Here is a 24,488-nt window from a genome sequence, read left to right as displayed (position 1 = left end):
GAACGAGGAAAGCGGCTCGCAGCGACTCCGACAGCCCGGTCGCCGCGAACAACTGGGTGTCACGGCGGCGACTCGGCCCACACCTGCGGGCCACCGCCCCGCCACTCGATCAGCTCCGACCGCGCCACGTCATCGGCGTCCATGCCCTCCATCCCGGCCCGGCGCAGGAGCTCGGCCACATCCGCGAGGCTGTACGCCAAGCCGACGATCTCTCCATCCACGCGCACCCGTCGGCCACCCGTCGGCGACGTCGGGTACACGACCACAGGCAGCACCGGCATACCCCCAGCGTCCCGCCGACCCGACCCGGCCGCATCCGCACACGCACGCCAGGGCACGGCACGGCACGGCACGGCGAAACCCCGGTCCTCACACACCGGGGACTCCAGGAGGCAGCTGGAACATAAGTGGCACGACGCCACTCCCCCGCCGGAATCACGGAGCGCACGGGCCCGCTGCGCACCTACGGAGAGCTGCTGCGGCTACTGCGGCGCGGCCACCGCGGACGCGGCCTGTTTGATGAGGTCGGCCACTGCGGCCGGCTGTGACACGTAGATGGAATGGCTCCCCGCCGCCTCAAGGGTGGTCGAGCCGGCTCGCCCGGACATGGTGCGCTGGGCAGGCGGGGGGATCATCTTGTCGTTGGTCGTGATCAGGTACCAGCTTGGCTTGGTCCGCCAGGCGGGCTCGGTGACCTGCCCGCCGAGGGCGTCCACGCCCCAGGGAACCTGCGATTCGGCCATGAACGCAGCCAGGTCGGCAGGCACGTCACCGGCAAACGACGCATGGAATTGTCCCGGTCGAGAGACAGGAAGCCGTCCTTGGGCGGCAGGATCGGCGGTCCGGGAACGTCGGTCGGGAAATCGGCGAGGAGCGTGTTGACCGACTCGCCCGCGTCCGGTACGAACGCCGCAATGTAGACCAGGGCCGCCACGTTCGGGTTCGGTGCCCGCTTCCGTGATGACCGCGCCGCCGTAGGAGTGACCGACCAGCACGACCGGGCCGTCCTGCGCGTCGATGATCAGCCGCGCCACGGCGGCGTCGCCCTGCAGCGACAGGGTCGGGTTCTGCACCACGGCGACGTGGTAGCCGTCGTGGGTGAGCAGGTCGTAGACCGCCCGCCAGCCGGACCCGTCAACGAAACCACCGTGTACCAAAACGATTGCGGGCTTGTCAGCCATAGGACCGGTGCCCTTTCAGTGGCCTGGGGTATCTGACTCACCCAGCAGACCTCAGCCCGGCGGCCCCGCACGCCGAGCTCACAGATCATGCCTGGAGCGGCTACTTGTGGGGTCGTTGCCAATCGGCTTCGTTCTTTGAAAGTACTGCGACCCCCGCCGCAGCGATCAACAGCAGAGCGATTGCAAGGAGCAGCGGTGCTCGCACGTCGCCAACCCGAAGGAGGAGGCCACCGCAGAAGGCGCCGGAACACCACTGTCAGTACCGAAGCCACCCCGCTGCCCACACCCCGACCCCTGCCACCAGCCAGTTTCGAGTCGGCGGCGACAGCAGTGAAGGTGAGCGTCGCCACGATCGTCCTCATGTCCTTCAAGTTGACCTGCCGGGTGAGAGCCGCTTGGAAGCCCATCCCACACGCTAGGGCGACGATCGCGGCCCAGCGACGGGCCGGCGGCACAGAATTCTCCTCCACCCCCCACAGCAGGGCGACAGCGAAAACGACCAGTACCGCCACAACCGTTGCGCTTCCGTCCGCACAACAACCGCCCTCGGTGATGCGCCAACGATTGCACGGCCCTTCCACCGGTGACACACCCCACGAGAAATGCCCCGATCGCGATAGCAGACGACGCCACCGCTGGTCCCACTGCCGACAGCCCGAAGCCGACGAAAATGAGATTACCGGCCATATTGGCAACGAAGACTTTGCCCAGCACGAAGTAGCTGACTGAATCCACTAACCCAGTCACAGTTGTCAACAACAACAAGCGGGCCGGAAGGGGGCCGTCGGAACCATGAAAGAAAACCCGCAGGGGGCCGGCCCTCTCAGGGGGGTGGTCATCGCTGTGAACCCCTGCCACGACCCGTCTCCCACCAACTGCGGTCACCTATGAATACACAGCGTACGGTCACGACCCAACGCAGCCCTGATGACACGCTATCCAGGCGGTGGCATATTTCCCTGCCTTGCTGCTCACGCAGTACGAGACATACGCAAGAAGTCGCGAAATGAAATCAGAAATCGCTCCTTTAAACCATCAGGATTGGCATCCGGCTCCACGGAGCTCTCATTCCTGCCCGACGGAAGAATCCATGATCCCCTATCGTTGAAGTCGCTTTCATTTGCCGAGCGGCACCTGAATCAGTCGACGCGCATGGCGCTGACCGTTCACGTCGTCATCGACTAGCGCCATGGCGGATAAGCCGTCGGGAATCGTCGGCTACTGAGCGTGACTCCAGTGGCTCATCAGTTGTTGCGAGGTCTCACAGTCCGCGGTGGGGTGGGCTTAGGCAAGAGACCCCAGCTTCGGGAGGCGGTGCCTCACAGCCGCCGGTCGAGCGCTCGCATTGGGTGGCCTTTGCCGGGATCCTCCTCATGCTGAGCGGCCTGTTCGACATCATCAATGGCTTCGTCGCCCTTCTGGATGACGGCTATTACTCCACGATTCCGTCGCGGTCATGCCCTCCTCGGGGAAGGTCTCCGCGGGAGCGGGCGCGGTCAGGAATCGGTTCCCAAACAGGGCTGCGACCTCGCGCTTGGTCATGCCGATGAATCAAACAGTGCCGGAGCTTGCCTCGGCGAAGGACGCGCCGAGGTCTCTGGGCCGCGGCGATTCAGCGAGTTGGCCCTGGTGGTGGCCGCCACTCCCCGTGGCTCCCCCTGCGATCTGGCGCGGTTGTGGCACGCAAAGCAGAGATAGATAGGGATCGCTCAGGACTTGCCCCGGCTCCCAGCTTCGGCCTCGGCCTCGGCCATTGTTTCGGCTTCAGTCTCGGCCACTGCGGTGGTGAAGCCGAGCGCCTTGGTTATGTGAGTTGCGGCCGACATTACGCGTGCCGTACCCACAACAGGGGCGATGGCGACGAGAACGTCTTGCTCAGAAAGGCTCAAGATTCGTGACGGTTGATGTGGCCTCGATATGGCACGCGAGTGGCACGACGCCCCTCCCTCACCGGGCAGGAGTGGAAACCTGCGACACCCGCTTTAGGGGCGGGGTGGGGCGAGTTGGGGCCTGACCTGGGGCATGTCGACTTCGACAGACACGGTCTGCACGCACTGTCGGCGACTGCTGTTCCCCGTGGCTCCCGCCTGATCTGGCGCGGCTGTGGCACGGCGAACATCTGCGTAGCTCTAGCCGGATCGTGCGCCTGCGGTCATTCCGGCCATTCGAGGTCGCTGGAGGGCGCCGTCAGCCGGTAGCGGTCGGGGTGGTTGCGGTGCTGCACTGCTGTACAGCACCAGTTTGAGGGGTGTACAACGACGCCGTGGCGACTCAACCAACACGGGCGATGTGGTGGGCCGAGATTGCGGTCTTCCTCGCCGGATCAGCAATGACCCTCACGATGATCATGTTCACAGTGTCGGTGGCTGCCAGGCAGCCTGTGGTGCTCGGGACCGGGCCCTCAGCCCTGCTGATCGCTCTGTCCATCGGTGTCGGCGTCTTCGTGAGCGGCAAGTTCAGAGCTTGGGGGTTGCGTCGACGGGATTTGGCCTGCGGCACACGATCTTGAAAACTGTCGTGGCAGCGATGTCACCGTGGGTTCAAATCCCACACCCACCGCAGATGAACGGCCCCTGACCAGGCAACTGGTCAGGGGCCGTTCTCATGTGCGCTGCCCGTCAACCACCGTGGTTCCCCGTCAGTTACCGGGCGATCGGGCACGGCAGGGGCACGGGCACCTTTGGACCCGTAGCTCTACAGAGATCGGACAACGGCGGCCATACAGGTTGCTCCATGGTCTCCCGAGAACACTGCTGGGTGGGGACGGTTGCTGTAGTTGCGGTACTCCGTTGCTGTGCTGCCGCCGTTACCAGTCGCGCCAGGTGTCGGTGATCTCAGCACGGTTGACGTCTCTTCTCGCTGCCAGAGCAGCCACGTCGATGCCGTGGTCGCTCAGGGTCTGGTCGATGTACTCGCACAGTTGCTCACGCTCCTCTGTGCAATACCCGGCACCGCCGTGCTGGTCGTCCTCGTTGATCGCGTTGAGGCGCAGGACCACTCTCTTGATGAAGTCAAAGACCTGCTCGTCAGATGGCGCTGTCAGCGCGCTTGCATCCTCCTCGAAAGTCTGGAGCGCCTGCTCTGTGGCTTGCAGCAGGGACTCGGGGTGGAGCTGCGCCGTGCCCGCACACTCCGGGTCCAACGTTCCCGCCGCAAGCGCACGCGCCTCCTCGGCTATGCCAGCACGCCAGTTCTCAGGTGGTCTGATCGCCATGCGGGGACCGTACGCTCCCACACTGGCAAGCACCCGGGGGCACGCTTTCCCACTGCGTTGGTTGGGTGTGGGTGTGTGTACGGGGGCGTTCACCTGCATTCATGGGCGGCTCACCACCGGATTGGGATCGGCTTCCGGTCTCGGCTGAACGACGGTGAACGAGGCTGAATGAGACGGAAAGTGAGACGGGCGCGGCGGTCGTTTGTCAGTACAGCCTCGTACTGGGCCGTATTCGGCTGTTTGGCCAACGAAACGAGATGCCGTGCCGGGCGTCGCGAGCGTCACAGGTCTTCGACCTGTGATCATGGAGCGTTCATTAAAAGTGATCGACGAGGAGCTCCAGGTCGCGGGGGCCGATGCGCCGCCGCCGTGTGGCGCTCGCGGTAACGCGCTGTAGGTGATGTGGTGAACTGGTTGACCTCGCTACCGGCGGTGGTGCTGGTTGTGGGCGGGCTCCTACTTGCCTTACTGGTCGCGGCCGTGGCGCGGGTCGGCGTCCGGGCGCTCGTACCGGTCGAGGAACGGGATCGGGTGCCGCAGATCGCCACGCCCCTGATGCCGACACTCGGCGCTGCCTTCGCGATCTTTGCGGCACTCACACTGGCCAGCGAGGCCGGCTACCTGCGCGAAGCCGAGGGGTTGGTGAGCGACGAGGCGGCCGCGGCCTCCCGCCTGGCATGGGCGGCGACAAGTCCGCGAGTCCAGTCGGAGCCGATCCATGCGGCACTGCTGGAATACTTGCAGACCACGCGTGCCAGGGAGTGGGAGGCTACAACAGCGGCGTCCGGTGACAACCCCGCCACCGCTCGCGCAATCGCACGGCTGGAGCGGAGTGTGCGCGCCGAGGCGGCCCGGCCCGAGGTGGGGACCCCGACAGGCACGGAGCTGGTGGCTTCCATGGACGGTGTCACCAGTAGCCGTCGCGCCCGCGTTGCGGCCGCCTCGCGCGACGTTCCCGCGCTCTACGTCGTCACGCTTGTGGTCAGCGGACTGGCCTTGATCGTGAACTCCGGCGCACTGGTCTTCCGCAGCAGCCTGCGAACGTCACTGCTGATCGTAGGTGTTGCGAGTGTGGTCGGGCTGAGCCTGGCGTTGCTCTTCGCACTCAGCGCGCCCTGGAGCGGAGCGTTCATCGTCAGTGGGCATCCACTCGACGCCACCATCGGGGACCTGAAGTCCGGCTTCTTCGACGGCGTGCCGTAGGCGGCGGGCGCGATCAATAGCCGAAGAAGTGACGCACGGGGTCTGTGACCTGCGGTTACGCAGCCCGGTGCTCACCGCTCCGCGGCAAGCCTCAGCCGCGCCCTCACGACGTCCGGCATCATCCGGCGCTCGCGCGCCACCAGCTCGCCCAGGACATGCCCCGCCGTCCTGGCTGCTCGGTCCGCATGTCATCACCGCCGAGCAATGGCGCCGCCCGCCGCCACCGACTGGACCGCCCACCTCCAGGCGCGCAGGCGATCCCCGGAGCAGACGGCCGCCACCGGCCTGCTGATCGTTGCTGCGGTGAACCCGGGCACCCGGCCGGGTGGATCCCTCCGGATCGGCCGACTACTCCTATGTACTGACAATCGGTGTGTTGTAACCGAAAGTAGCAACAGTTCGACTGTGCGCGGGGCAAGCTCCTGCTCGGGTTTCGACTTCGGAATCTCCAAACCGATGGGAAACAGGGAGCAAGTGCATGAATCCTGACAGCACGACAGGGTCCCGGCTGGGGCCCCTGCCTCGGCGGAACAGGTGGACGGTCGGCGGCGCGATCGCCTCGCTCGCGCTGGTCCTCGCGACCGGAGCCACCAGTCCTGCCGGTGCCGCGGCGCAGGCCCCAAGTGACCACGTGAGCGCGTCGGTCCACGCAGACGGCAAGGAAAAATGCAAGGACGGACCAGCCGCTCAGACTCTGGTGGTGCTCGGCGACAAGGACTGCTATCGGGGACCGACCGGTCCAACTGGTCCCACGGGACCGCAGGGTGACCCGGGCGACCCGGGCCCCACGGGCGCCACGGGCGCCACGGGCGCCACGGGCGCCACGGGACCTGGAGCCGACATCGACCTTGAACGACACGACGGACCACTCGTAACTGTGCCCGCGGGCGCAAGCGCGAGCAGTACGGCACTGTGTCCGGACGGCTACGAGGCGATCTCCTGGGGCTTCACCAGCTCCGTCGCGGTTTTCGTTACCCCGGGCGCCGCCATCAAGGCGGAAGGCCCTCCTGAGGGCTGGACCGTCTATGGCACGAACCCGAACACCGAGGCCGGCTTGATTCAGGCCTTCGTGTACTGCGACGCGCCCTGATGGCGTAGCAATATGCGGCGTGCGGGCGTGTGCCGCGAGGGGCCGACTCCGTGACCGGGGTCGGCCCCAGAGCGTGCCCGTGGTGAGCATGCTGCCAGGCGAGCCGTCGGCGTCGCGCACGAGTTCGGGCCCCGGCGGTGAGCCGGGGAGCGCGCGGCGAGCGGAGCGAGCCGCCTTGAACCCGTAGAGAAGGTCGCCGTCCTCGGCAGACCTTGCCCCTGCCCGTTCTCTGCGTCGCTCCCCTGCGGTGGCAGCGGATGCGGCAAGCAGCAATGCGCGACAAGGCCGGGGATCAATGGGTGGAGACCGGATACGTCTTCACGGCGCGCACCGGTCGGCCGATCGAGCCGCGCAAGCTGTACCGCTCGTTCACCCGCGTGGCTAAGGACGCCGACCTGAGGGTGATCCGGCTGCACGATGCCCGGCACGGCTGCGCCACCCTGCTGACCGCTGCTGGCGTCGCTCCCCGCGTCGTGATGGAGATCCTTGGCCACAGCCAGATCGCGGTGACTATGAACATCTACACGCACGTCGTGCAGGACACGCAGCGCGAAGCAGTGAGCCACCTAGACCGCATGCTCAAGCGTCGGCCGGTCGTCAATGACCGCCCCGGTTGATGTCAAAAGTAGATGTCAAAGGCCCCCAGCCAAGATCGGCTGGGGGCCTTTGCACTGGTGGGCGCGGACGGTTTCGAACCGCCGACATCTGCTTTGTAAGCCTGGCGCCGATCACAGGCCAGTCTTGGCTGGTCAATGGGCCTACAACAGCGCTGAGCCTGTCGGCGCTCGCCTGCACCGCCGCGCACCCCAATTGACCGTGACTGACTGCTCGATCTGGCACGCATCTGGCACGGCTGCGAGGAGAGGACGAGCCATGTTCCCCCTCGCTGCACTCGCAGGAGCGGAGAAGCAGCCAGGATTGGGCTCCTACACGAAGAAGACCCGGACCACGGTGGCGATCCCAGCAGCAACGGCCACGGCGCCTGCGATGAAAGCAGCCACCTTGTTCTTGGCCCAGAAGGATGCCTGATCACCGTCGTCCGGAGATGCGTCCGCATTCTTGATCGTACTGGCGCCCTGCGACTGCGACGTCGTCAGCGTGACGCGTGCCTTCGGCGACCCATGGAGTGCGACCGTAAGGGCGTTGCCCAGTGTCTCCTTTGACGGGTCCGTGTGCTCGTCGGGGACCGTGGCCCTGATCTCCGCCACAAGCTCAGTCAGGGTGGTGCGCACCTGGTCCAGGACACCTGCGATGGACGCCTTGGAGACGGACCAGTAGACGGCGGTGATCTTCTGGAACGGCTGGTTGGCCACGTGATCCATCATGCGCGCGATGTCCGCTCCGCCCGGGAGCGAGATGTGCAGATGTCCCTGCTCGTCACCGTCGAGAGACGCCTCCAGTTCGCCCACTCCCATCCGGAGCGGCAACTCTTCGCTGATGCCCTTCTCCCGCACCACCTCCGGAAGTTGGAGAGGGCTGATGCGTTGGCCCTTGATGGTGCTAGGACCCGCTACCGCGTCCAAGTGGATGCCGGCGGCCACGATGCGGTAGTCCGGTGTCTCGATGTCCCCTTGGTAGCCGCGGAGCTCGCGCCCAGCCCACTCCCGCAGCTGGTCCGAGTCGACAGCGCCACCGAGGGCTATGCACCTGCGGAGTACCGAGGCAAGGGGAACGCTCTCGTCGAGCGCGTCCCGCTCGATCTCGGCAACCAGGGTGTGTGCTCGCTTGGTCATCGTTCCTTCTTAGGGGACGGGAACGCTCTTTGCTGCATGTGTACACGCGCGGGGTATCGGTTTCGTTCCCTGACGCTGACGAGTTGTCGGATCGAGTCGTGAAAACCGTCGTGGCAGCGATGTCACCGTGGGTTCAAATCCCACACCCACCGCAGGTGAACGGCTCCTGACCAGGTGAATCGATCGGGGTCCGTTCTCTTGTGCGTTGCCCGTCGGTCACCGTGGTTCCCCGCTAGTTCCCGGGTCGATCGGGCATGGCAGGGGCACGGGCACCTTCTGATCCGTAGCTCTATCCGGATCGGTCAGCAGCGACTCGACCGGTCATCGTCTGGCTTTCTTCGGGCGCTTAGAGGCTGGAGCAGTCGCTGTGGTTGCGGTACTTCGCTGCTGTACGTCACGGCCGTGTCGGGCTCTTGGTCCTCTACATCCAGGGGGCGGGCTCCCATCCACCGCCGCAGGAACGCGATCCCAGGCGGGGTGAATCTGAAGAGCTGGTGCGTGGACGTGGACACGTCGAGCTCATCTGGATAGCGAGATTCGAGGTACCCATCCTGGATCAGGTACCAAAGCAGTAGATCCGACCCAACACCAAGTCGAATAATCCGATCCTCTGCTATTTTGCCCTTTACTAGTAGGTTTGCGAATACTTCGATCAGGCGCCGTTCCGTGTCGCCGTATCGGTGGTTCAAGATCCCCAAGTTGGTCTTGTACTGCCTCAGCGACTTCCTGTCGATCTGATCCGGCCCGCTGCCCTTCCGTCTATGACACGTCGGACACAGGGCAATCAGGTTCTCGAACCGGTGCTCACGGACTGTTGCCCAGTCGTCGATGTGCTCGATGTCCACTGGGTGCCGACGGCAGGTCGGGATCGCGCAGCGGTGCCCAGCCTCGACCAGGACACGCCGCCGCAGTTCGGCGGGAATTGCGGGACGGCCTTCAGACATGAGGAGAAGCGTAGAGGCCCCCGCTGACAGGAGACGGAGTGAAGATGGATCTCGTCGAGGCGCGGGCCAGTTGAGCTCACGAACAATCTTGAAAACCGTCGTGGCAGCGATGTCACCGTGGGTTCAAATCCCACACCCACCGCAGGTGAACGGCCCCTGACCAGGTAACTCGGTCAGGGGCCGTTCACGTGAGCGTTGTCCGCCAGCGACCGCTGTTCCCCGCTGTTTCCCGACCGAACGGGCACGGGAGGGGCACGCCGACTGGCCATCTCTAGACGGAGAGCAGCCCGGCGAGCATCAAAGCCGCCACCGCAGAGAAGACCCGCAGCTTCCTCCAGCCCGGTCCCGAAGCCTGGCGTGTCAGCTCCCAGCTGCCCACCAGACCGCCACCTAGACCCAGCGCATCCCGCAGCAGGAAGACGGCGGTGTGCACAGAGAGCCTCCAGTAGCCTTCGAACGGACTGGAAGGCTATCCCTGGTGGCTGCATCTCCGGAAGAAGTCCATGGTCCGGCTTACGCACGCCCCGGCTGGTGGGGCTAACAGGCTTTGAACCTGCGGCCTCATCCTTATCAGGTCGATCACGGGGCGTCGGAGACGTCGATCAACTCGCGCTGGGCCTCGGCTGATCGTCCGCTCGGGTTCGGCGCCGACCGCTGATGTACGCGCCTGTTGGTGTCAGCCGCTGATGTCAGCCACCGCACGTGGTCTTGACAGATGCGCCACATCTTGCCCGACGGCTACCCCTGGGAGGAAACCCGTATGGTCGGGGGCCGCTGACCTTGGGTTTCACTGTTGGAGGCTGTAGCTCGACTGTCACTGGCGGTCGTCGTTGGTCGACCTTGTGGGGCCTCGGACGGCCCAGAGACGGCCCGGCCGTGAAGCTCACAGCCGACGTCAAACAGCGGAGGCAGCCCGCCACTGCGGGCCTGATGCGTGCCAGCCCGTGCGGTCGCCGCCACGGTCGTACGGGCACAGGATGGAGATGATGGCTGGCAAGCGGGTTGGCCATTCGCAACGCCGGGACGCAGAAGTCGGAAGGAGGTGCGACGCCATGCGCCAGTTCATGGACGTCCACCACGGGATGAAGGACATCACGGCCGACCAACTGAGGGAGGCCATCCAGGATAACCGCGCCATCGAAGGGGAAGAAGGCGTCCACTTCGAGAGGGCCTGGGCGGACCCGGAGGCCGGCACGGTCTACTGCCTCTCCGAGGCTCCCTCGGCCGAAGCGGTCAAACGCATTCACGAACGCACAGGTCACCTGACCGACGAGGTCCACCCTCTCCCCCTCACCGTGTGAACAAAGCCCCCACCCGCGGAGAACCGCAGTCGGGAACGTACTTCCCTCACCCACCGCTCAGCCCAGCTCCCATCCCGTCTGCCGTCGACCCACACACCGTGGAGCGGGCGTGGTTCCTGGCGTCCAGGTGGAGCGCGCAACTGTACGAACGACCTGGACGCCAGGGGCCGCGCCTGCTCGGCTCTGCCTGGGTCGATGGCAGACGGGATGGGAGCTCCCCGCACACGCCACCAACGGGCCAGGCACTCGCGAACGGCGCCCCCGCCATCCCGGAGCCTGAGCGCCCCCGCCGGAGGCATGTCTTGGCCGCGGGTGACGTCCTCGCTTCTGCCCGCTGCACGTAGCGCGCCGCCTGGCGCGGCCAGCCGGGGCGTAGACAGGAGGCAGGCCGCGCCGCTGAGGCGGCGCGCGCCCGCGCCGTGCGCGGGCCTTGAACCCGTAGAGAAGGTTTCTACTCACCGCGTCGGCGGTAGCTGTGCAACTTCGTTTGGTGCTTGGCGCGTTGACGGCATTTGATGCTTGACACTCACTTACCGCTCTCCGGTCTGGCTGAGTGCAGGGTCGGCGGCGTCAGGGGATCCTCAGGCTTGCTCGGCCCACTCCCGCATGCTGATCGCCCGCTCCATGAGGTTGGCGATGTCCGTCTTCACCGATGGGTCGAGCGTCTCGGGCAGTCGTTGAAACGTGGCTGGCAGAACGTCGAGCAGACTCAGGACCTGCTCGCCAGTACGAAGGTCGCCGTCCTCGGCAGACCTTGCCCCTGCCCGTTCTCTGCGTCGCTCCCCTGCGGTGGCAGCGGATGCGGCAAGCAGCAATGCGCGACAAGGCCGGGGATCAATGGGACGTCTTCACGGCGCGCACCGGTCGGCCGATCGAGCCGCGCAAGCTGTACCGCTCGTTCACCCGCGTGGCTAAGGACGCCGACCTGAGGGTGATCCGGCTGCACGATGCCCGGCACGGCTGCGCGACTCTGCTGACCGCCGCCGGCGTCGCTCCTCGTGTCGTGATGGAGATCCTCGGGCACAGCCAGATCGCCGTGACGATGAACATCTACACACACGTCGTGCAGGACACGCAGCGCGAGGCAGTGAGCCACCTGGACCGGATGCTCAAGCGGCGCCGGTCGTGAATGACCGCCCCGGTTGATGTCAAAACTGGATGTCAAAGGCCCCCAGCCATGATCGGCTGGGGGCCTTTGCGCTGGTGGGCGCGGACGGTTTCGAACCGCCGACATCTGCTTTGTAAGAGGTCCAAGAACCTAGATCATCGTTACCGATCTTGCTTCGACAGCCCCATTTTCGCAGGTCATAGGCAGGGTGGGCGACCCAGGCTGCGCGATCCTTACCGGTCTTTCTTGGTCCTTGCGTTCCCATGATGTTCCCAGCGGACGGCATGGAGACCCGCGTGCAACTCCGAGGTGATGTCCGCCCCTGGCTGCGGCAGTACTGATCGCTTGACCACTGCAGTGCATTTGAGGCGCGGGGGTAGAATCCGAACTTTTGCCCGGGGGCGAGCCGATGACCGTTTTCGCAGGTCAGCCGCCTATGCCCAGACTCTACCCCCGCCACGTCTCCGTTCGGCAGTGCCGTCGGGACGGCAGAGGATACAGTCCGGTAGCGGCGCATCGGGTGTCCAGTTCCGATCAATGAGCGGGGCGATGGCAGGGACGAGACGCGGTCCCCTTGCGCGCTGCGGCGGGAGTCGCCGCCGGGGGCCGCAACCCTGACAGGGTGACCGCAACAAGCCTGCGGACGGCGGCCTTGGACGGCAGTCCGGCGGCGGCGCTGAGGGCGTGGAGGCAGAAGCCAGCAAGTTCGTCGGGGGCGACGTCAGCCCGGAGATCGCCGCTCGCGGTGCCTTCGGCCAGCAGGTCCCGGATTAGGTCTTTCAGTTGCTGGTGGGCTCGGGCGACGTGCTCGCCCTGGTGCAGCAGTCCTGCGAGCTCGGTGCCGTGGTGCTCGCCCCGCTGCTGGGACATGAGCGCATACGCCTCGAGCACCGCTTCCAGCCGCTCGCCGGGACTGCCCGCGTGGTCCCGCACCGCGGTGAGGTGTTCAAGATGGCCGGCGATCTGGCGCTCGTGCCACGCGGCGAGGATCGATTCGACGTCTGGGAAGTACTTGTACAGCGTCGCCCGCCCGATGCCGGTCGTCTCAGCGATGCGCGACATCGTCACCGAGAGCAGCCCGTGCTCGGCCACCAGCGCAGCAGTGGCATCCAGAACCGCGTCACGCACCGCATGGCGGTGCGCCTCGATCGTCTCGTTCCACAGCTTCGGCACCCCCCGAATATACGTGACGCCGCTTCCGTGACACCCTGAGTACTAGATGGACACTCTGTCTTACAAAAGGGCGTAGGTGCGCACCTGCGGCGGATCATCGGAGGACGCTATGACCGACATGCCCCGACACAGTCATGCCGCTGGAGGTGCGGATTCCGGGCAGCAGGTACCTGCAGAGGTCCACACGAGACCACTATGGGTGACCGTTTCCGTGGTTATAGCCGTCGCCCTGGTGCTGGCCTTCGTGGTGCTGCACCTTGCCGGTGGCGGTATGGGGAGCCACGGGTGAGGGTCATGTCGCCGCGCTGGCGCAAGCTCGCCCTCACCGCGCATGTCACCGCCTCGGTGGGCTGGCTCGGTGCGGTCGCCGTCTTCCTGGCTCTGACTCTCGTCGGCCTCATGAGCACGGACGGTCAGGCGGTGCGGTCGGTCTACGTCGCGCTGGAGCTGGTCGGCTGGTACGTCATCGTGCCGCTGTGTTTCGCCTCGCTGTTGACGGGGGTGGTATCCGCTCTGGGAACAACGTGGGGCCTGGCCCGCTATTACTGGGTCGTGGTGAAGCTCGCGATCACCGTTCTGGCGACCATTGCCCTGTTGGTGCACATGCGGCCGGTCGGCTCTCTTGCCGACGCTGCGGCGTCAGCAGTCTGGTCCAGCGGCGACCTTCGCGGGCTACGGATTCAGCTGGTGGTGCAGTCCGCTGCCGCGCTGGCCGCGCTTCTTGTGGCAACAGGGTTGTCGGTGTTCAAGCCGCAGGGCCGCACCCGCTACGGGCAGCGCAAAGCTTTCGAGCAGCGCGCCCGGTCCGGCGCCGCTACTGCTGGGCCCGCGGCAGTCGCGTGACGGCTGTCGGCAGTGGGTGAGCCGGGGGTGGTCAACCGAGGGAGGTGAGCAGGTCGTTGCAGGCTTGCTCGCAGCGCCGGCAGGCTTCGGCGCAGATGCGGCAATGCTCCATGTCGGTGTGGCTGTCGCATTCGTCGGCGCACGCCTTACAGGCGGTGGCGCATGCCTGGAGGATGGCGCGGGTGATGTTGGCGTCGTAGCCGGTGTGGCGGGAGAGGACCGACGCGGCGGCGGTGCAGATGTCGGCGCAGTCCATGTCGGTGCGGATGCACTTGGTCAGATCGCCGACCATGCCCTCGGACAGGCAGGCGTCCGCGCACGCGGTACACGCCTGCGCGCAGGCAATGCATTCCTCGATGCAGCGCGTGAGCTTCTCGCGGTCGACGTCGCCGAGATCGGCCGGGTAGGTGGCGAGCATCTCCTTCACCGAAGTGGTCATCGTGTGGCCTTCCTTTCGCTCCGTTGAGACTGGCGCCCCGCAGCGGGTGCCCTGGGTACACATACAGCTAACGCCTCGCCGTGTCCGAACGCGCGCCCGGGCGGCACCGTGGAAGGTGCCGCCCGGGCGCGCGTTCGCCGTCGGGGGCGTCAGTGGTAGGCGTGGACGACGGCGTGGCCCTTGCCGCGGCCGATCATCCACTTGTTCACCGGGGTGGTGATCAGGAAGGCGACGGCGAAGCCACCGAGCAACGCGGACCAGAACAGCCCGTCGGACAGGTGGGCGTCCATCGCACCCGGGGTCATAGCGATGATGCCGTTGTCCACTGCTTCCATTACGGCGATGGAGACCGTGTCGGCGGCCAGCGCCACCTTGATCGCGGCCTTGAGGCTCAGGCCCGCCCGCAGTACCGCGAACAGGGTGAAGGAGTAGCCGAAGATGAACGCCAGGAAGATCGCCAGCGCCATGGTCGGCACGTTGCCCCACAGCAGGGCGGTGCCGATGACCATGCCCAGGATCTCGCCGATCGCACAGCCGGTCAGGCAGTGCAGCGTCGCTTTCGCGGCGGTGCTCCACGAAGCGCCGCCGGGCATGGGCCCGCCGTGATCGCCATGGCCGTGGTGCCCGGCGTGGTCGTGGGCGGGTGCGCCGGTGTGAGCGGTGTGGTCCATGACGCCTCTCCCTCCGGGGTTCCAGTGTGGGCCTGGTCGAATGACCCGGCACCCACACCCAACTCTATACCCCCAAGGGGTATTCCTGGGTGGTTCTGCTCCGCGGACGGTCGGCGAGGGCGTCCCTGCTCGCCCACGTCCACCCTCGTCGCGGCTGGTTAGCACGCGTCCGCCGGGACCGAATCCGATCAGCAGGCCGGCCTCAATGGTCGTGGCCGTCTTCGTGCCCGGGCTCCTTGCTGGGCTCGGTGTCCTTGGTGGGCGTCGTCGGCGCGGTGGGTGAATCGGCGGTGCCGCCGCTGTTGCCGCCGTTCTTTTCTTCGTCGCTCCCCTTGTCGGTGACGGCGTCACCGTGGCTGTGTCCGCCTCCGTTCTGCTCCATGGTGGGGGCGATGTGGCGCAGGCCCGCGAAGGTGAGGGCCGCGACCACGAGGACGGCCAGGCCCATGAGGCCGAAGATGCGCCGCCAGGGTGCCTTGTCTTCCTTGAGGAAGTAGGCGACGAAGGACAGGACGATGCCCAGGGGGATCAGGACAGCGCATCGGTCGGGGAGGTCGGCGAAGTGCTGCATGCCGCCGCTGAGCATGCCGAGGCCGAACGACAGCATCGTCGAGGTGCCCAGGACGCGCAGGGTGCGCGACAGGACGGGCTTCTCGGTGGCGAGAATGATGTCGTTGAGGACGGTGGCGACCAGGAAGACCAGCACGCCGGCCCCGGCGATCATCGAGTAGCGGGTCGGGTCCATGGGGTGGTGGACGACCGCACCGCTGATGAGCCCGGCTCCGACGTAATAGCCGACGTAGCCGAGGTAGCGCCACGGCAGGGAGCCGCCTTGCCGCCCTCTGGTGGAACGGCGGTGGCCGGTGGGCTGCGACGGGATCGGGGCCGCGGTGGTGGCGAGACTCGGCGAGGAGGACAAAAGCTGGCCTTTCATAGGCAAGGGGGCATGCTTGGTCGGGCTAGGAGGCCTGTCAATCAGGCACGAGAGATGACTACGGCGCAGCTCGGCCGGGGCCGATTCCGGGAACTGCGGAGCCCAGGCCGGCGTCAGTGCGAGGCGGGGCCAGACCGCAGAGAACACGCAGCCAGAGAGGCCAGTGCGGTGTTGCCCAGCGAGCCGTCGACGGGTTCGAGAGTGAAGGCCTAGATCCGCAGGACCGCTGAATCCGGCAACGGCGGAGACGACCAGTCGACAGCGGGGGGTGGAGCGTTAGTCCTTACATGCCGGTCCGGAGGCCGAACCGCCTCCAGCGGGGATTCGCACGGGCCGGACAGCTCAGGGCCCTGCTCCGGATGGCCGGAGACACACTGGTGAGCCGCGTGATCGGGCACCGGGGCCTCGTGACCGTCGGCGTGCCGCTCGCCGGAGTGCGAGCCGAGGCCGTCGTGGCCATGCTCGGCTGCAGCGCCGTCCTGAGCAACCGGGGTCACCGTGGACGCCGCAGGGTGCGCATGGCCTGCGGCGCTCTCCCCGCTGACACCGTGTGTGTACATCAGTGCGAGGAGTAGCGTGGCCAGCACCGACATCCACAACGGACCCGCTGCACGAGAGCGGGACCGCAGCACGCTGAGGACCGGCCAGGCCGCAACCATGCCGGGGAGCTTATCGGTATTTCAGCGGTGGCCCCCACGCACCCCTGTGGTCGCCCCTTTCAGGGTCCAGGCCCAGGCCGTGCAGATGTCCGGTCCCCGGATCTCCGCCGACCGCTCCTGGTCGATACCGGGGGTGGAGCAGGCCGTCAGCCGACAACCCTCATCAGGTGGTGTCCAGACTGGTTAAAGGGAAGCAGTGAACAGTGCTCCGGCACCACCGGAGGGGGGCGGGCGCGTTCGGCGCCCACCCCCGGTTTCCCGGTGCCCGGGTCAGTTCTTGCCGAGCAGCTTGTTCATCTGGGTGATCTCGGCGGTCTGGGAAGTGACGATGGCGCCTGCCATGTCCTTGGCGGGCTGGTAGGCGCCGTCCTTCTGCTCCGTCTTGGCCATGGCAACCGCGCCTTCGTGGTGCTTGACCATCATCGTCAGGAACGCTGTGTCGAACGCCTTGCCGGAGGCGTTCTCGAAGTCCTTCATCTCCTCGCCGGTCATCATCCCTTCCATGCCGGGCATGGAGTGGCCGGTGTGCTCGGAGGAATCACCGGCAGCCGGGACCTTCTCGCCCCAGGAGGTCAGCCAGGAGGACATCGTCTTGATCTCCGGGTCCTTCTTGATCCCTTCGGCGAGCTTCTTCACCTCCGCAGACTCGGCCCGGGTCGTAGCGAGGTCGGCCATCTCCACGGCCTGCCGATGGTGGGGGATCACCCCTGGGCGAAGGAGACGTCGAAGGCGTGCTGTCCCTGCGATGGCGAAGCGGACGCGGACGGCTGGGTGGTCTTGCTGTGGCCATCGTGGCCGGCAGAGCTGTCGTCGCCGGAGCCGCAGGCGGCCAGGACGATCGCGGCGGTACCGGCGGCCGCCACAGCGGCGGCACGGCGGATCAGGGAACGGTGTGCGGTCATGGTGGTGCAACTCCTGGAATGAATGTGCGCTTGTGAACGACGCACGAAGCGTGGACAAGAGGGGCATGCCGGAGCGCGGCACCCTGGACCGGCCGAGCCGGAAGCAAGGATGTGCCGTGCGGGCGCCTCTAGATCCGCAGGAGTTGCAACTGCGCCAGGTCCGGCGGGGCCCGCCCGCCGTCCGCCGCGGCCGCCGCCCTGCCCAGTGGCACGAGGAAACCGGCTGCGGCTGTATGGAGGGCGGGGGCCAGAGCGGGAGGCGCGTACGAGGTTGCGACGCCACTGGCAGCGCAGGTGGCATCGGCATGGTTCATGTGCCCCTCGGCGCCATCACCTCTGGCGTGGACGCAGTCCTGCCCCGTCTCATGGACGACGGCATCCTCCGTCATGACGGAGGAGTGCTGGGCCTACGAGCCGGCGTGGGCGGCAGGTCCACCGCCGGGGGCCAGCCCATGCATGGCCAGCACACCCGCCAGCACCGCAAGCACCGCAAGCACCAACAACAGCAAGCCGCGCCCGGCCGGGCGGCGGCTTGTCTGCTGCGGGGTGCTGGTCATGGCGCCCATCGTAAAGGTGCGCGCAGTCAGTGCCTGTCGCCGTCCGGGTGTCTCATCCGCCGCTGCCGTCCTGCGTCGAGGCACCGGGAGCCGGGGGCTTCACTCTGCTTTCGTCCGGTGTGCTGCGGCCGCGCCCGATGTACCGTTCGCGCGTTCGATGCTGTGTACCGCGGCGATCTCTGAGGCAAGCCTTGGCGAGTCTGCTTGAGGCGTTCGCGATGCTTCCGTGGTGCCCGCTGAGTTTCGCGAGATGGGCCCCGCCCTCTTCACTCGAGGGTGGAGCTGCGCGGCCCTCTCCACGTCGACAGCGTCCCCGCAGATTACTCCGTCATGCTTTCTCCTCCCCTGGTGCTGCGGAGTCCGCGCCTGATGCGCCTTCCGCATGTTCGAGGCAGTGGACTGCGGCGATCTCGGCGGCGAGTCCCTGCTGGGCCTGCTTGAGGCGTTCGCGATGCTCCCTCAGCTTCACCACCTTGTGGGGTGCGGCGAGCGTCGTTCGTAGGGCTCTGCTCTCGGTCAGTCCCAGGCGAGTTGGCCGGTCGGGGTCTGGGGCCGGGGTGGTGGTACGACGGGCTGACCCGCGTGCGTGATGCGGTGGGTGAGGGCGGTGTTGCGGCGCTGGGTGCGGTTGTTGGCGACGGCCCGTTCGACGGCCTCGGTCTGGCCGATAAGCATGACGCCTTTACGGGCTCGGGTGACGGCGGTGTAGAGCAGGTTTCGCTGTAGGAGCGGCATTCCGGCGGAGCTGATCAAGGGCACGATGACGTAGGGGTATTCGCTGCCCTGGGAGCGGTGGACGGTCAGTGCGTAGGCGTGGACCAGTTCGTCGAGGTCGGTGAAGGGGTAGGCGGCGACGTCGCCGTCGGAGAAGGTGACCGTGAGGTGGTGGGCTTCGAGGTCGACGGCGGTGATGGTGCCGCTGCTGCCGTTGAACACACCTGTATCGCCGCGGTGAGGGTTGTTGCGGATCTGCTGGACGCGGTCGCCGAGCCGGAAGACGGTCCCGCCGTGGTAGTGCTGGGGCTTGTCGTCGGCTTCCCGGTTGAGGCGGCCCTGGAGGCGCAGGTTGAGGTCGGTCATGCCGGAGATGTTCCTCTTGCCGGGGCACAGGACCTGAATGTCCCCATCTTTGGTCCCGAGGTGTTCCGGCATCAGGTCGCAGACCAGGTCCACCACCTTCTGCGCGATGTCCTCGGCGGCGGGAACGGGCCGGTTCCAGAACGCCTTGGGGTCGTCCTTGGGTAGCTCGCCGCGCAGGATGCGATGGGCGTTGGTGACAATCGCGGCGCTGTCGTCGTGCTGGCGGAAGACGCGCGTGAGCCGGGTTCGCGGGATGTCCTCGACGTCGAGGAGGTCGCGCAGGACCCGGCCGGGGCCGACGCTGGGCAGCTGGTCGATGTCGCCGACCAGCAGCAGGTGGCAGCCGTCGCGGACGGCTGTGGTGAGCTTGCGGGCCAGGGCGAGGTCTAGCATGGAGGCCTCGTCGACGACCACCAAGTCGGCCGTCTCCAGCACACTGGCGTGGTCGAAGAGGGAGTCACCGTCGGCTGGCCGGATGAGGCGGTGCACGGTCATCGCCGACTGGCCACAGGTCTCCTCCAGGCGTTTGGCGGCCTTCCCTGTTGGGGCGGCCAGCGCGACGAGCGCACCGGCCTCGTCGGCGACCTCGACCAGCGTGTGCAGGGTGTGGGTCTTGCCGCAGCCCGGACCGCCCGTCAGCACGGAGATGGGGCTGGTCAGGGCGGTGATGATCGCCTGATGCTGCTCGCCGGTCAGCCCGGCCGTCTCCTTCGTGGTCAGCGCGGCCAGGCGCTCTGCCCAGGGGGCCAGGTCGACCAGCGTGGACGCGGAGTCGAGCAGACGCCGTACGTGCCAGGCGAGTTGGGTCTCATCGCGGTACCAGCGCGGCAGCAGCGCGATCTCGGCATCCGCCACTGCGCCGGTGCCATCCAGCACGGGCAGCGGCAGCGTTTCGGTGATCACCTCACCCTGGCCTCGCAGCGCCTCCAGAGCGTGGCGCAGCACCGCGTCGTCGAGAATCTCCGCGGTCGCCGGGTCGTCGTCGGTCAGCAGATGGCGGGCGCGGGCGATCAGGATCCGCACCGGCAGGTGGCAGTGGCCCTGGCCGCCGGCCTGGTCCAGTTCGTACAGCAGCGCGGCCTGGAGACGCTCGTCGCTGTGCTTGGGTACGCCGACGGCGAGTGCGATCTTGTCGGCGTTGACGAAGCCGACGCCATGCACGTCCCGGCACAGCCGGTAGGGGGTATGGCGGACGATGTGCATGGGGTTGTCGTCGGTGTCGGCGTACGCGGTGTAGATCTTCACCGCGAGCGCCGGAGTGATCTCCAGCCCTTGTAGGAACACCATGATCTCGGCGATGGCCTTCTGTTCCTGCCAGGCCGCCATGATCCGCCCCAGCCGGATCGCGCCAATACCGTGGACTTCCAGCAGCCGCTGCGGTTCGGCGTCGATGACCTTCAGGGTCTGCTCGCCGAAGGTGTCCACGATCGCGGAGGCGAAGAGCGGCCCGATGCCGCGGATCAGGCCCGAGGCGAGGTAGAGGCGGATCGCCCGTTCGTCCGCGGGCATCGTGCGCTCGCAGGACTCAACCTTGAACTGCCGCCCGTGACGCGGGTGATGGGTCCACGTGCCGCGCAGCCGCAGGCTTTCCCCGGGCTGCACGCCGAAGAGCGCCTTGCCGAGCGCGGTGATGCTCTCCTCGTCGCCGGTCGTGGTGGTCAGCCGCAGCACCGTGCGCTCGTCGTAGCCGATGTGGAGGAGGTGGTCGACAACGCCCTCGATCACATCGGGGGCGTCCAGGGGCGTTTGCTGGGACACGTGCTCTATCTCCAGAGGGTACATACGGTGGCGGATCACCCGCTGTCGTCGTGGTGCAGCAAGGTCAGCATGGAGCCCAAGGGGGCGGGCTGTCGCACGGTTGAAGGATTCTTGTCACCTGAACGAGCGACGCGAGCGGCGGCGGACGACACGAAAGCCATGCACAGAGCAGCGTGCGGGGCAGAGGCACCTCTCGCCATCGGGCTCGCCGGTAGCGACGACCTGCACACCGCAGCCGAGTGGTTCACCGCGGGCATCAGCCACACCCTCGGCGCCGTGGCGGACATCGCCGCCGACACCGTCCAAACCGGCCCGCCCCGCCTCGCCCTGCTGCTCACCGGCCGCCACCGCGTCTGCCGCCGGCTCGGCAATCCCCACGACGACTACGAGACGTCGCCGACCAGGCCCACGACCGGCTCCACCCGCCTCTGCGAGCGCGTCGTAGTTCAGTCAATACGCCCTCGGGCGGCTACAGCAGACTGCGAGCGAGCGACGGCGGGGAGCGCCCATTTAGCGCGGACGGGTCAGAAGTCCAGGCCGAAGATCGTGAGCGGTCGTTTGTCCAGCGTCGCCCGCCGCACTTTTTCTCGCAGCCAATTTGCGATGTCCCGTTCCTGTTCCAGGAGGAGCAGCAACTCGTGCACCTCCCCCAGCACCATCACGCGATGTGTGAGTGAGGTCCGGCATTCGTCGATCGCTGGCTGTGTGAAGCCAGACGCAGAGATCATCAGGCCCCGCACCTCGGCGCGGTTGAAGATCCGGACGAGATGCTCAGAGACGACGGGGCGCCCTAGGGGTTCGGACCACCACTTCACTTCCACGGCGTACTGCGACCCGTCCAGTTCCACCGCGCCGTCGATCTGCTCGGCTGCCTGACCGTCCTCTCTCCGAAGGACGAACGCCTCCCGGATCGACAGTCCGTCCACCGCGAAGATCTTGTTGAGCAACGCCTCCAGAGCGATTCCACGCTGCTGCGGATTCGACATCTGGAAGAGCGCCGACAGTTCGCCTTGCAACGTCTGGTACCGGCGTCGGCGCTCCACGGCCGCAGCCTCCTTCTCCCGCTGCGCGGTCTGTCGCTTCCGCCGCTCAGCCTCCTGCTCCTGCTGGAGACGGGTGAACGAATCTTTTACATTCACCACCTTGCGGATGTCCGCGACCAGCCCTTTGGCCTTGAGCTGGTCGTCAGGCCAGCAGGTGGAGAACTCCTCGAACTCAGTCACGCGTCGGATGGTCACCCAACTCCCGGGGGCGGAATTCCGCCCGCTGCGCGGTGGAACACTGCATCGGTCTCAGCCGGCCGGTCCGGGCTGCGGTGGTACGAGGGCGGATTCCGGCCCGGGTGAGGCGCCCGCTCCCGTGACACCTGTGGGCCAGGGGGTGCACCACCGCAGTCGCCCCAGGGACCGATAGAAGCGGTCCGGCAGAAACACGGCGTCCGCGACGATCATCGCGCCGGAGAAGATCGGCAGTCCCATGACCACTGCGATATTCACGTGCATGCCCAGCAGCAGGACCAGGACGGGATATTTGAGCCTGCCGAACAGGACAAACGGAAAGGCGACCTGCACCAGCACTGTCAGATAGCCAACGACTGCAATCAGCACGTGATGGCTGTCGATCATCTGGGACAACTCAGGCCAGGGCCGGAACAGGTCGATGTTCAGGACGTAGTGGAGGGCGGTGCCATCGCCCCACTTGACGCCCTGCACCTTGTACAGGCCCGCGCATCCGTAGAGGAAACAGACCTGGGCGGCGATGACGAACATGCCGCAGTTGTGCAGCACAGTGATCAAGATGATGCGGGCGTCACCGAGCTGGTGCCGGAGACCGCCGCCGAGCCGGCCTGCCGTCTTGCCCGCCGACGCCTGGAGCCGGGTCCTTCGCGCGTCGAGGGACCAGCGCCGGCCGCACGCGGTGAAGACGAGGTAGACGGCCATGAGGACCATAAGATTGTCCCCGCCGTCCGCCATGAAGATCGCCCTAGCGTGGAACGACACCACCACGACCGCGAACAGCACGGACACCGCCCGGGTCCGCCAGCCCAACAAGAACAGCGCACACGTGACGAGAGCCACGGCGTAGCAGACCTCGAAGTACACCCGGCTGTCGGACAGGGTGAGGACGCTGACCCACCCGCTCTGGTCGAACATCTGCCTGGCCAGCGCGGGCGTCCACGGTGAACCGGGGCCCCACATCTCGTCGCGGTGTGGAAACTCGCGGAGCAGAAAAACGAGATAGAGCAGCCCGTACCCGATGCGCAGCATCGCCGCCGCGTACAAGGAGACCGGCCGCTCGGTCAGGAGGACGAGGAACGCATGGACCCGGTCGAGTACGCGCTGCGGCATTCGCACGGCCGCCGGCTCGGTGGTGCGTGGGGGCGCTGTGGGCGCTGTGGGCGCTGCGACCGGTGCCTGCTCAGTCCGTTCCATGCGAGGACACCTTCCACCAAGGCAGATACCGGGTTTCAGCACGCGCCGATGCCGCGCCGGCCGGCCGGAAACCGCCCGCTGCGCGGGGCGCGGGGATGGGCTGAGTGATGACCCGCAGTTGGATGGAGTCGAAGGTGCCGCCACGTTGGGCGGCGACACGGTCCACTGCGATGTTGCGCAGATACTTCTGGATCATCACAGCACGGTCCGAGCGGGGATGGTTGTCGCCGCCGTGCGTCTTGAGGTAGGAATTCCAAGCCTGGCGCTGCATGTTCTGTGCCGTATGGCTCGGGAAGACGTTGTGCTTGACGACGGAATTGTCCCTGGCGGTCAGATCGATCCAGTCGCTCACCCGTGTGGTGCCGTCCGGCGCTGTCCGCTTGGTCCTCGCCGAAATCTGCCGGTTGACCCACTGCGGATTCGGGGCGAAGAGCCGCCAGTTCTGCTCGAACACAGGCCGGACCCAGGCGTCGATCTGTCGGCTGTACGCCTTCGAGATGGCATTCGGAGGTGCCACGTGCAGAAACACCAGGAGCACATGGGCCAGAGCCACTGCAAGGCAGAGGGCCACCGCGGCTCCCGTTCCCGCGGTCAGCAGGCGGGGTGGCCCTGAAATGTCACGAGTCATACGCAGTCCCCCGCCACCGTCCCGTGCTGCCGGCTCAGCGTCGGTCCGCTGCGATTCCTTCACATTCGTCGACTCAACGCCGCCCAGCACGGCCCCACCCGGCCCTTCCCGACTGCTCGCACCTGCTTCTCCTGCTTCCGCGGGCGGCGCGCGACGGAATCGACGACGATCCGACGCGCGCCATCCGTTCCACTCGCGTGTGGGGTCGACTACCCGTGCGCGCATTCCGCCGAGAGGATCCACGCGCGACTCACTGGACCCGCCGATCGGCGGGGGAACAACTCGCTCAGCGTTGAACGTGCATTTGTGCACCCTGCGCTTTCCCTCGCGCTCGCCGGGATTCCCGGGATTCTCGCCGTATCGCCGTCGTCGTAACCGCCGTCGTCATGTCCGCCGTCTTCGTAACCGCCGTCTTCGTAACCGCCGTCGTCGTAACCGCCGTCGTCATGTCCGCCGTCGTCATGTCCGCCGTCGTCGTAACCGCCGTCGTCATATCCGCCGTCGTCATATCCGCCGTCGTCATATCCGCCGTCGTCGTAACCGCCGTCGTCATATCCGCCGTCGTCACCGGTTGCAGCGTCACCGGTTGCAGCGTCACCCGTCGCAGCGTCACCCGTCGCAGCGTCACCCGTCGCGGC

At 66.8% G+C, this 24,488-nt stretch carries 21 protein-coding genes and 7 pseudogenes; 8 read left to right on the top strand and 20 right to left on the bottom strand.

What is annotated here, in order from left to right; all coding sequences use genetic code 11:
* Positions 1–59 precede the first annotated feature (59 nt).
* The 6 genes and pseudogenes from J7E87_RS15330 to J7E87_RS15315 all read right to left on the bottom strand — a co-directional run bounded on the left by J7E87_RS15330 (position 60) and on the right by J7E87_RS15315 (position 4,395).
* A complete protein-coding gene (locus tag J7E87_RS15330; RefSeq protein WP_215094138.1) occupies positions 60–281 on the bottom strand; it encodes a hypothetical protein in 222 nt (73 codons plus the stop codon).
* Positions 282–482: 201 nt separating this feature from the next.
* Positions 483–1,181, bottom strand: a complete 699-nt coding sequence (locus J7E87_RS15325) for an alpha/beta fold hydrolase (RefSeq protein ID WP_215094136.1) — start codon at positions 1,179–1,181, stop codon at positions 483–485.
* Between the two features lie 317 nt (positions 1,182–1,498).
* Positions 1,499–1,693: pseudogene (locus tag J7E87_RS36465) on the bottom strand (DUF1275 family protein); the annotation flags it as partial.
* A 43-nt stretch (positions 1,694–1,736) separates the two neighbouring features.
* Positions 1,737–2,039 (bottom strand): annotated as a pseudogene (locus J7E87_RS36460) (DUF1275 family protein); the annotation flags it as partial.
* An 851-nt stretch (positions 2,040–2,890) separates the two neighbouring features.
* Positions 2,891–3,055, bottom strand: a pseudogene (locus tag J7E87_RS35070) (carboxymuconolactone decarboxylase); the annotation flags it as partial.
* 932 nt (positions 3,056–3,987) lie between these two features.
* Complete coding sequence (locus J7E87_RS15315) at positions 3,988–4,395, bottom strand: hypothetical protein (protein ID WP_215094132.1); 408 nt, start codon at positions 4,393–4,395, stop codon at positions 3,988–3,990.
* Positions 4,396–4,800: 405 nt separating this feature from the next.
* Here J7E87_RS15315 and J7E87_RS15310 point away from each other — a divergent pair, with 405 nt between their 5' ends.
* The 3 genes and pseudogenes from J7E87_RS15310 to J7E87_RS15300 all read left to right on the top strand — a co-directional run.
* A complete protein-coding gene (locus tag J7E87_RS15310) occupies positions 4,801–5,598 on the top strand; it encodes a hypothetical protein (RefSeq protein WP_215094130.1) in 798 nt (265 codons plus the stop codon).
* Positions 5,599–6,076: 478 nt separating this feature from the next.
* On the top strand, positions 6,077–6,688 hold the full coding sequence (locus tag J7E87_RS35865; protein ID WP_285427335.1) for a hypothetical protein: 612 nt from the start codon (positions 6,077–6,079) through the stop codon (positions 6,686–6,688).
* Between the two features lie 197 nt (positions 6,689–6,885).
* Positions 6,886–7,305 (top strand): annotated as a pseudogene (locus J7E87_RS15300) (tyrosine-type recombinase/integrase); the annotation flags it as partial.
* Between the two features lie 309 nt (positions 7,306–7,614).
* Here the strand turns inward: J7E87_RS15300 and J7E87_RS15295 are convergent.
* From J7E87_RS15295 to J7E87_RS15285, 3 genes are all read right to left on the bottom strand, one after another.
* Complete coding sequence (locus J7E87_RS15295) at positions 7,615–8,421, bottom strand: hypothetical protein (RefSeq protein WP_215094128.1); 807 nt, start codon at positions 8,419–8,421, stop codon at positions 7,615–7,617.
* Positions 8,422–8,723: 302 nt separating this feature from the next.
* The gene (locus tag J7E87_RS15290; protein ID WP_251017470.1) at positions 8,724–9,365 is read right to left on the bottom strand and encodes an HNH endonuclease; all 642 of its coding nucleotides are present in this window, start codon (positions 9,363–9,365) and stop codon (positions 8,724–8,726) included.
* Between the two features lie 271 nt (positions 9,366–9,636).
* Positions 9,637–9,798 carry a hypothetical protein gene (locus J7E87_RS15285; protein WP_215094124.1) on the bottom strand — a complete coding sequence of 54 codons (162 nt, stop codon included), beginning with the start codon at positions 9,796–9,798 and terminating at the stop codon, positions 9,637–9,639.
* Positions 9,799–10,417: 619 nt separating this feature from the next.
* Between J7E87_RS15285 and J7E87_RS15280 the strand changes: the two genes are divergently transcribed.
* Both J7E87_RS15280 and J7E87_RS15275 read left to right on the top strand, forming a co-directional pair.
* Entirely contained in the window at positions 10,418–10,666 is a 249-nt protein-coding gene (locus tag J7E87_RS15280; protein ID WP_215094122.1) for an SCO4226 family nickel-binding protein, read from the top strand.
* A 739-nt stretch (positions 10,667–11,405) separates the two neighbouring features.
* Positions 11,406–11,795 (top strand): annotated as a pseudogene (locus J7E87_RS15275) (tyrosine-type recombinase/integrase); the annotation flags it as partial.
* Positions 11,796–12,308: 513 nt separating this feature from the next.
* Here J7E87_RS15275 and J7E87_RS15270 read toward each other — a convergent pair.
* Positions 12,309–12,947 (bottom strand): TetR/AcrR family transcriptional regulator, encoded by a 639-nt coding sequence (locus J7E87_RS15270; RefSeq protein WP_215094120.1) that lies wholly within the window; start codon positions 12,945–12,947, stop codon positions 12,309–12,311.
* A gap of 294 nt (positions 12,948–13,241) precedes the next feature.
* Between J7E87_RS15270 and J7E87_RS15265 the strand changes: the two genes are divergently transcribed.
* Positions 13,242–13,790 (top strand): hypothetical protein, encoded by a 549-nt coding sequence (locus J7E87_RS15265; protein ID WP_215094249.1) that lies wholly within the window; start codon positions 13,242–13,244, stop codon positions 13,788–13,790.
* A gap of 31 nt (positions 13,791–13,821) precedes the next feature.
* Here the strand turns inward: J7E87_RS15265 and J7E87_RS15260 are convergent, their stop codons facing one another.
* The 3 genes from J7E87_RS15260 to J7E87_RS15250 all read right to left on the bottom strand — a co-directional run bounded on the left by J7E87_RS15260 (position 13,822) and on the right by J7E87_RS15250 (position 15,834).
* On the bottom strand, positions 13,822–14,229 hold the full coding sequence (locus J7E87_RS15260) for a four-helix bundle copper-binding protein (protein ID WP_215094118.1): 408 nt from the start codon (positions 14,227–14,229) through the stop codon (positions 13,822–13,824).
* Positions 14,230–14,378: 149 nt separating this feature from the next.
* Positions 14,379–14,900: a DUF4396 domain-containing protein gene (locus J7E87_RS15255; RefSeq protein WP_215094116.1), complete on the bottom strand. Its 522-nt coding sequence runs from the start codon at positions 14,898–14,900 to the stop codon at positions 14,379–14,381.
* A gap of 202 nt (positions 14,901–15,102) precedes the next feature.
* A complete protein-coding gene (locus tag J7E87_RS15250; RefSeq protein ID WP_215094114.1) occupies positions 15,103–15,834 on the bottom strand; it encodes a hypothetical protein in 732 nt (243 codons plus the stop codon).
* Between the two features lie 359 nt (positions 15,835–16,193).
* Here J7E87_RS15250 and J7E87_RS15245 point away from each other — a divergent pair, with 359 nt between their 5' ends.
* On the top strand, positions 16,194–16,409 hold the full coding sequence (locus tag J7E87_RS15245) for a hypothetical protein (protein WP_215094112.1): 216 nt from the start codon (positions 16,194–16,196) through the stop codon (positions 16,407–16,409).
* A gap of 354 nt (positions 16,410–16,763) precedes the next feature.
* Here the strand turns inward: J7E87_RS15245 and J7E87_RS15240 are convergent.
* The 7 genes and pseudogenes from J7E87_RS15240 to J7E87_RS15215 all read right to left on the bottom strand — a co-directional run bounded on the left by J7E87_RS15240 (position 16,764) and on the right by J7E87_RS15215 (position 23,793).
* Positions 16,764–17,395 (bottom strand): annotated as a pseudogene (locus J7E87_RS15240) (DUF305 domain-containing protein).
* A gap of 128 nt (positions 17,396–17,523) precedes the next feature.
* A pseudogene (locus tag J7E87_RS36170) lies at positions 17,524–17,787 on the bottom strand (DUF6153 family protein); the annotation flags it as partial.
* 15 nt (positions 17,788–17,802) lie between these two features.
* On the bottom strand, positions 17,803–17,952 hold the full coding sequence (locus J7E87_RS36165) for a hypothetical protein (protein ID WP_308312942.1): 150 nt from the start codon (positions 17,950–17,952) through the stop codon (positions 17,803–17,805).
* Between the two features lie 516 nt (positions 17,953–18,468).
* Complete coding sequence (locus J7E87_RS15230; protein ID WP_215094111.1) at positions 18,469–20,790, bottom strand: ATP-dependent RecD-like DNA helicase; 2,322 nt, start codon at positions 20,788–20,790, stop codon at positions 18,469–18,471.
* Between the two features lie 524 nt (positions 20,791–21,314).
* Entirely contained in the window at positions 21,315–22,013 is a 699-nt protein-coding gene (locus tag J7E87_RS15225; RefSeq protein ID WP_215094109.1) for a restriction endonuclease, read from the bottom strand.
* A 69-nt stretch (positions 22,014–22,082) separates the two neighbouring features.
* On the bottom strand, positions 22,083–23,138 hold the full coding sequence (locus J7E87_RS15220; protein ID WP_215094247.1) for an HTTM domain-containing protein: 1,056 nt from the start codon (positions 23,136–23,138) through the stop codon (positions 22,083–22,085).
* A gap of 70 nt (positions 23,139–23,208) precedes the next feature.
* Positions 23,209–23,793 (bottom strand): DUF5819 family protein, encoded by a 585-nt coding sequence (locus J7E87_RS15215; protein ID WP_215094107.1) that lies wholly within the window; start codon positions 23,791–23,793, stop codon positions 23,209–23,211.
* A 443-nt stretch (positions 23,794–24,236) separates the two neighbouring features.
* Between J7E87_RS15215 and J7E87_RS15210 the strand changes: the two genes are divergently transcribed.
* The coding region (locus J7E87_RS15210) for a hypothetical protein (RefSeq protein ID WP_215094105.1) at positions 24,237–24,488 on the top strand (252 nt) is incomplete at its 3' end.

It is taken from the genome of Streptomyces sp. ISL-1, from assembly GCF_018614585.1.
GTDB lineage: Bacteria > Actinomycetota > Actinomycetes > Streptomycetales > Streptomycetaceae > Streptomyces > Streptomyces maoxianensis.
The sequence above is the reverse complement of the archived record's forward strand: the minus strand, read 5'-3'. Positions and strand labels throughout refer to the sequence as shown.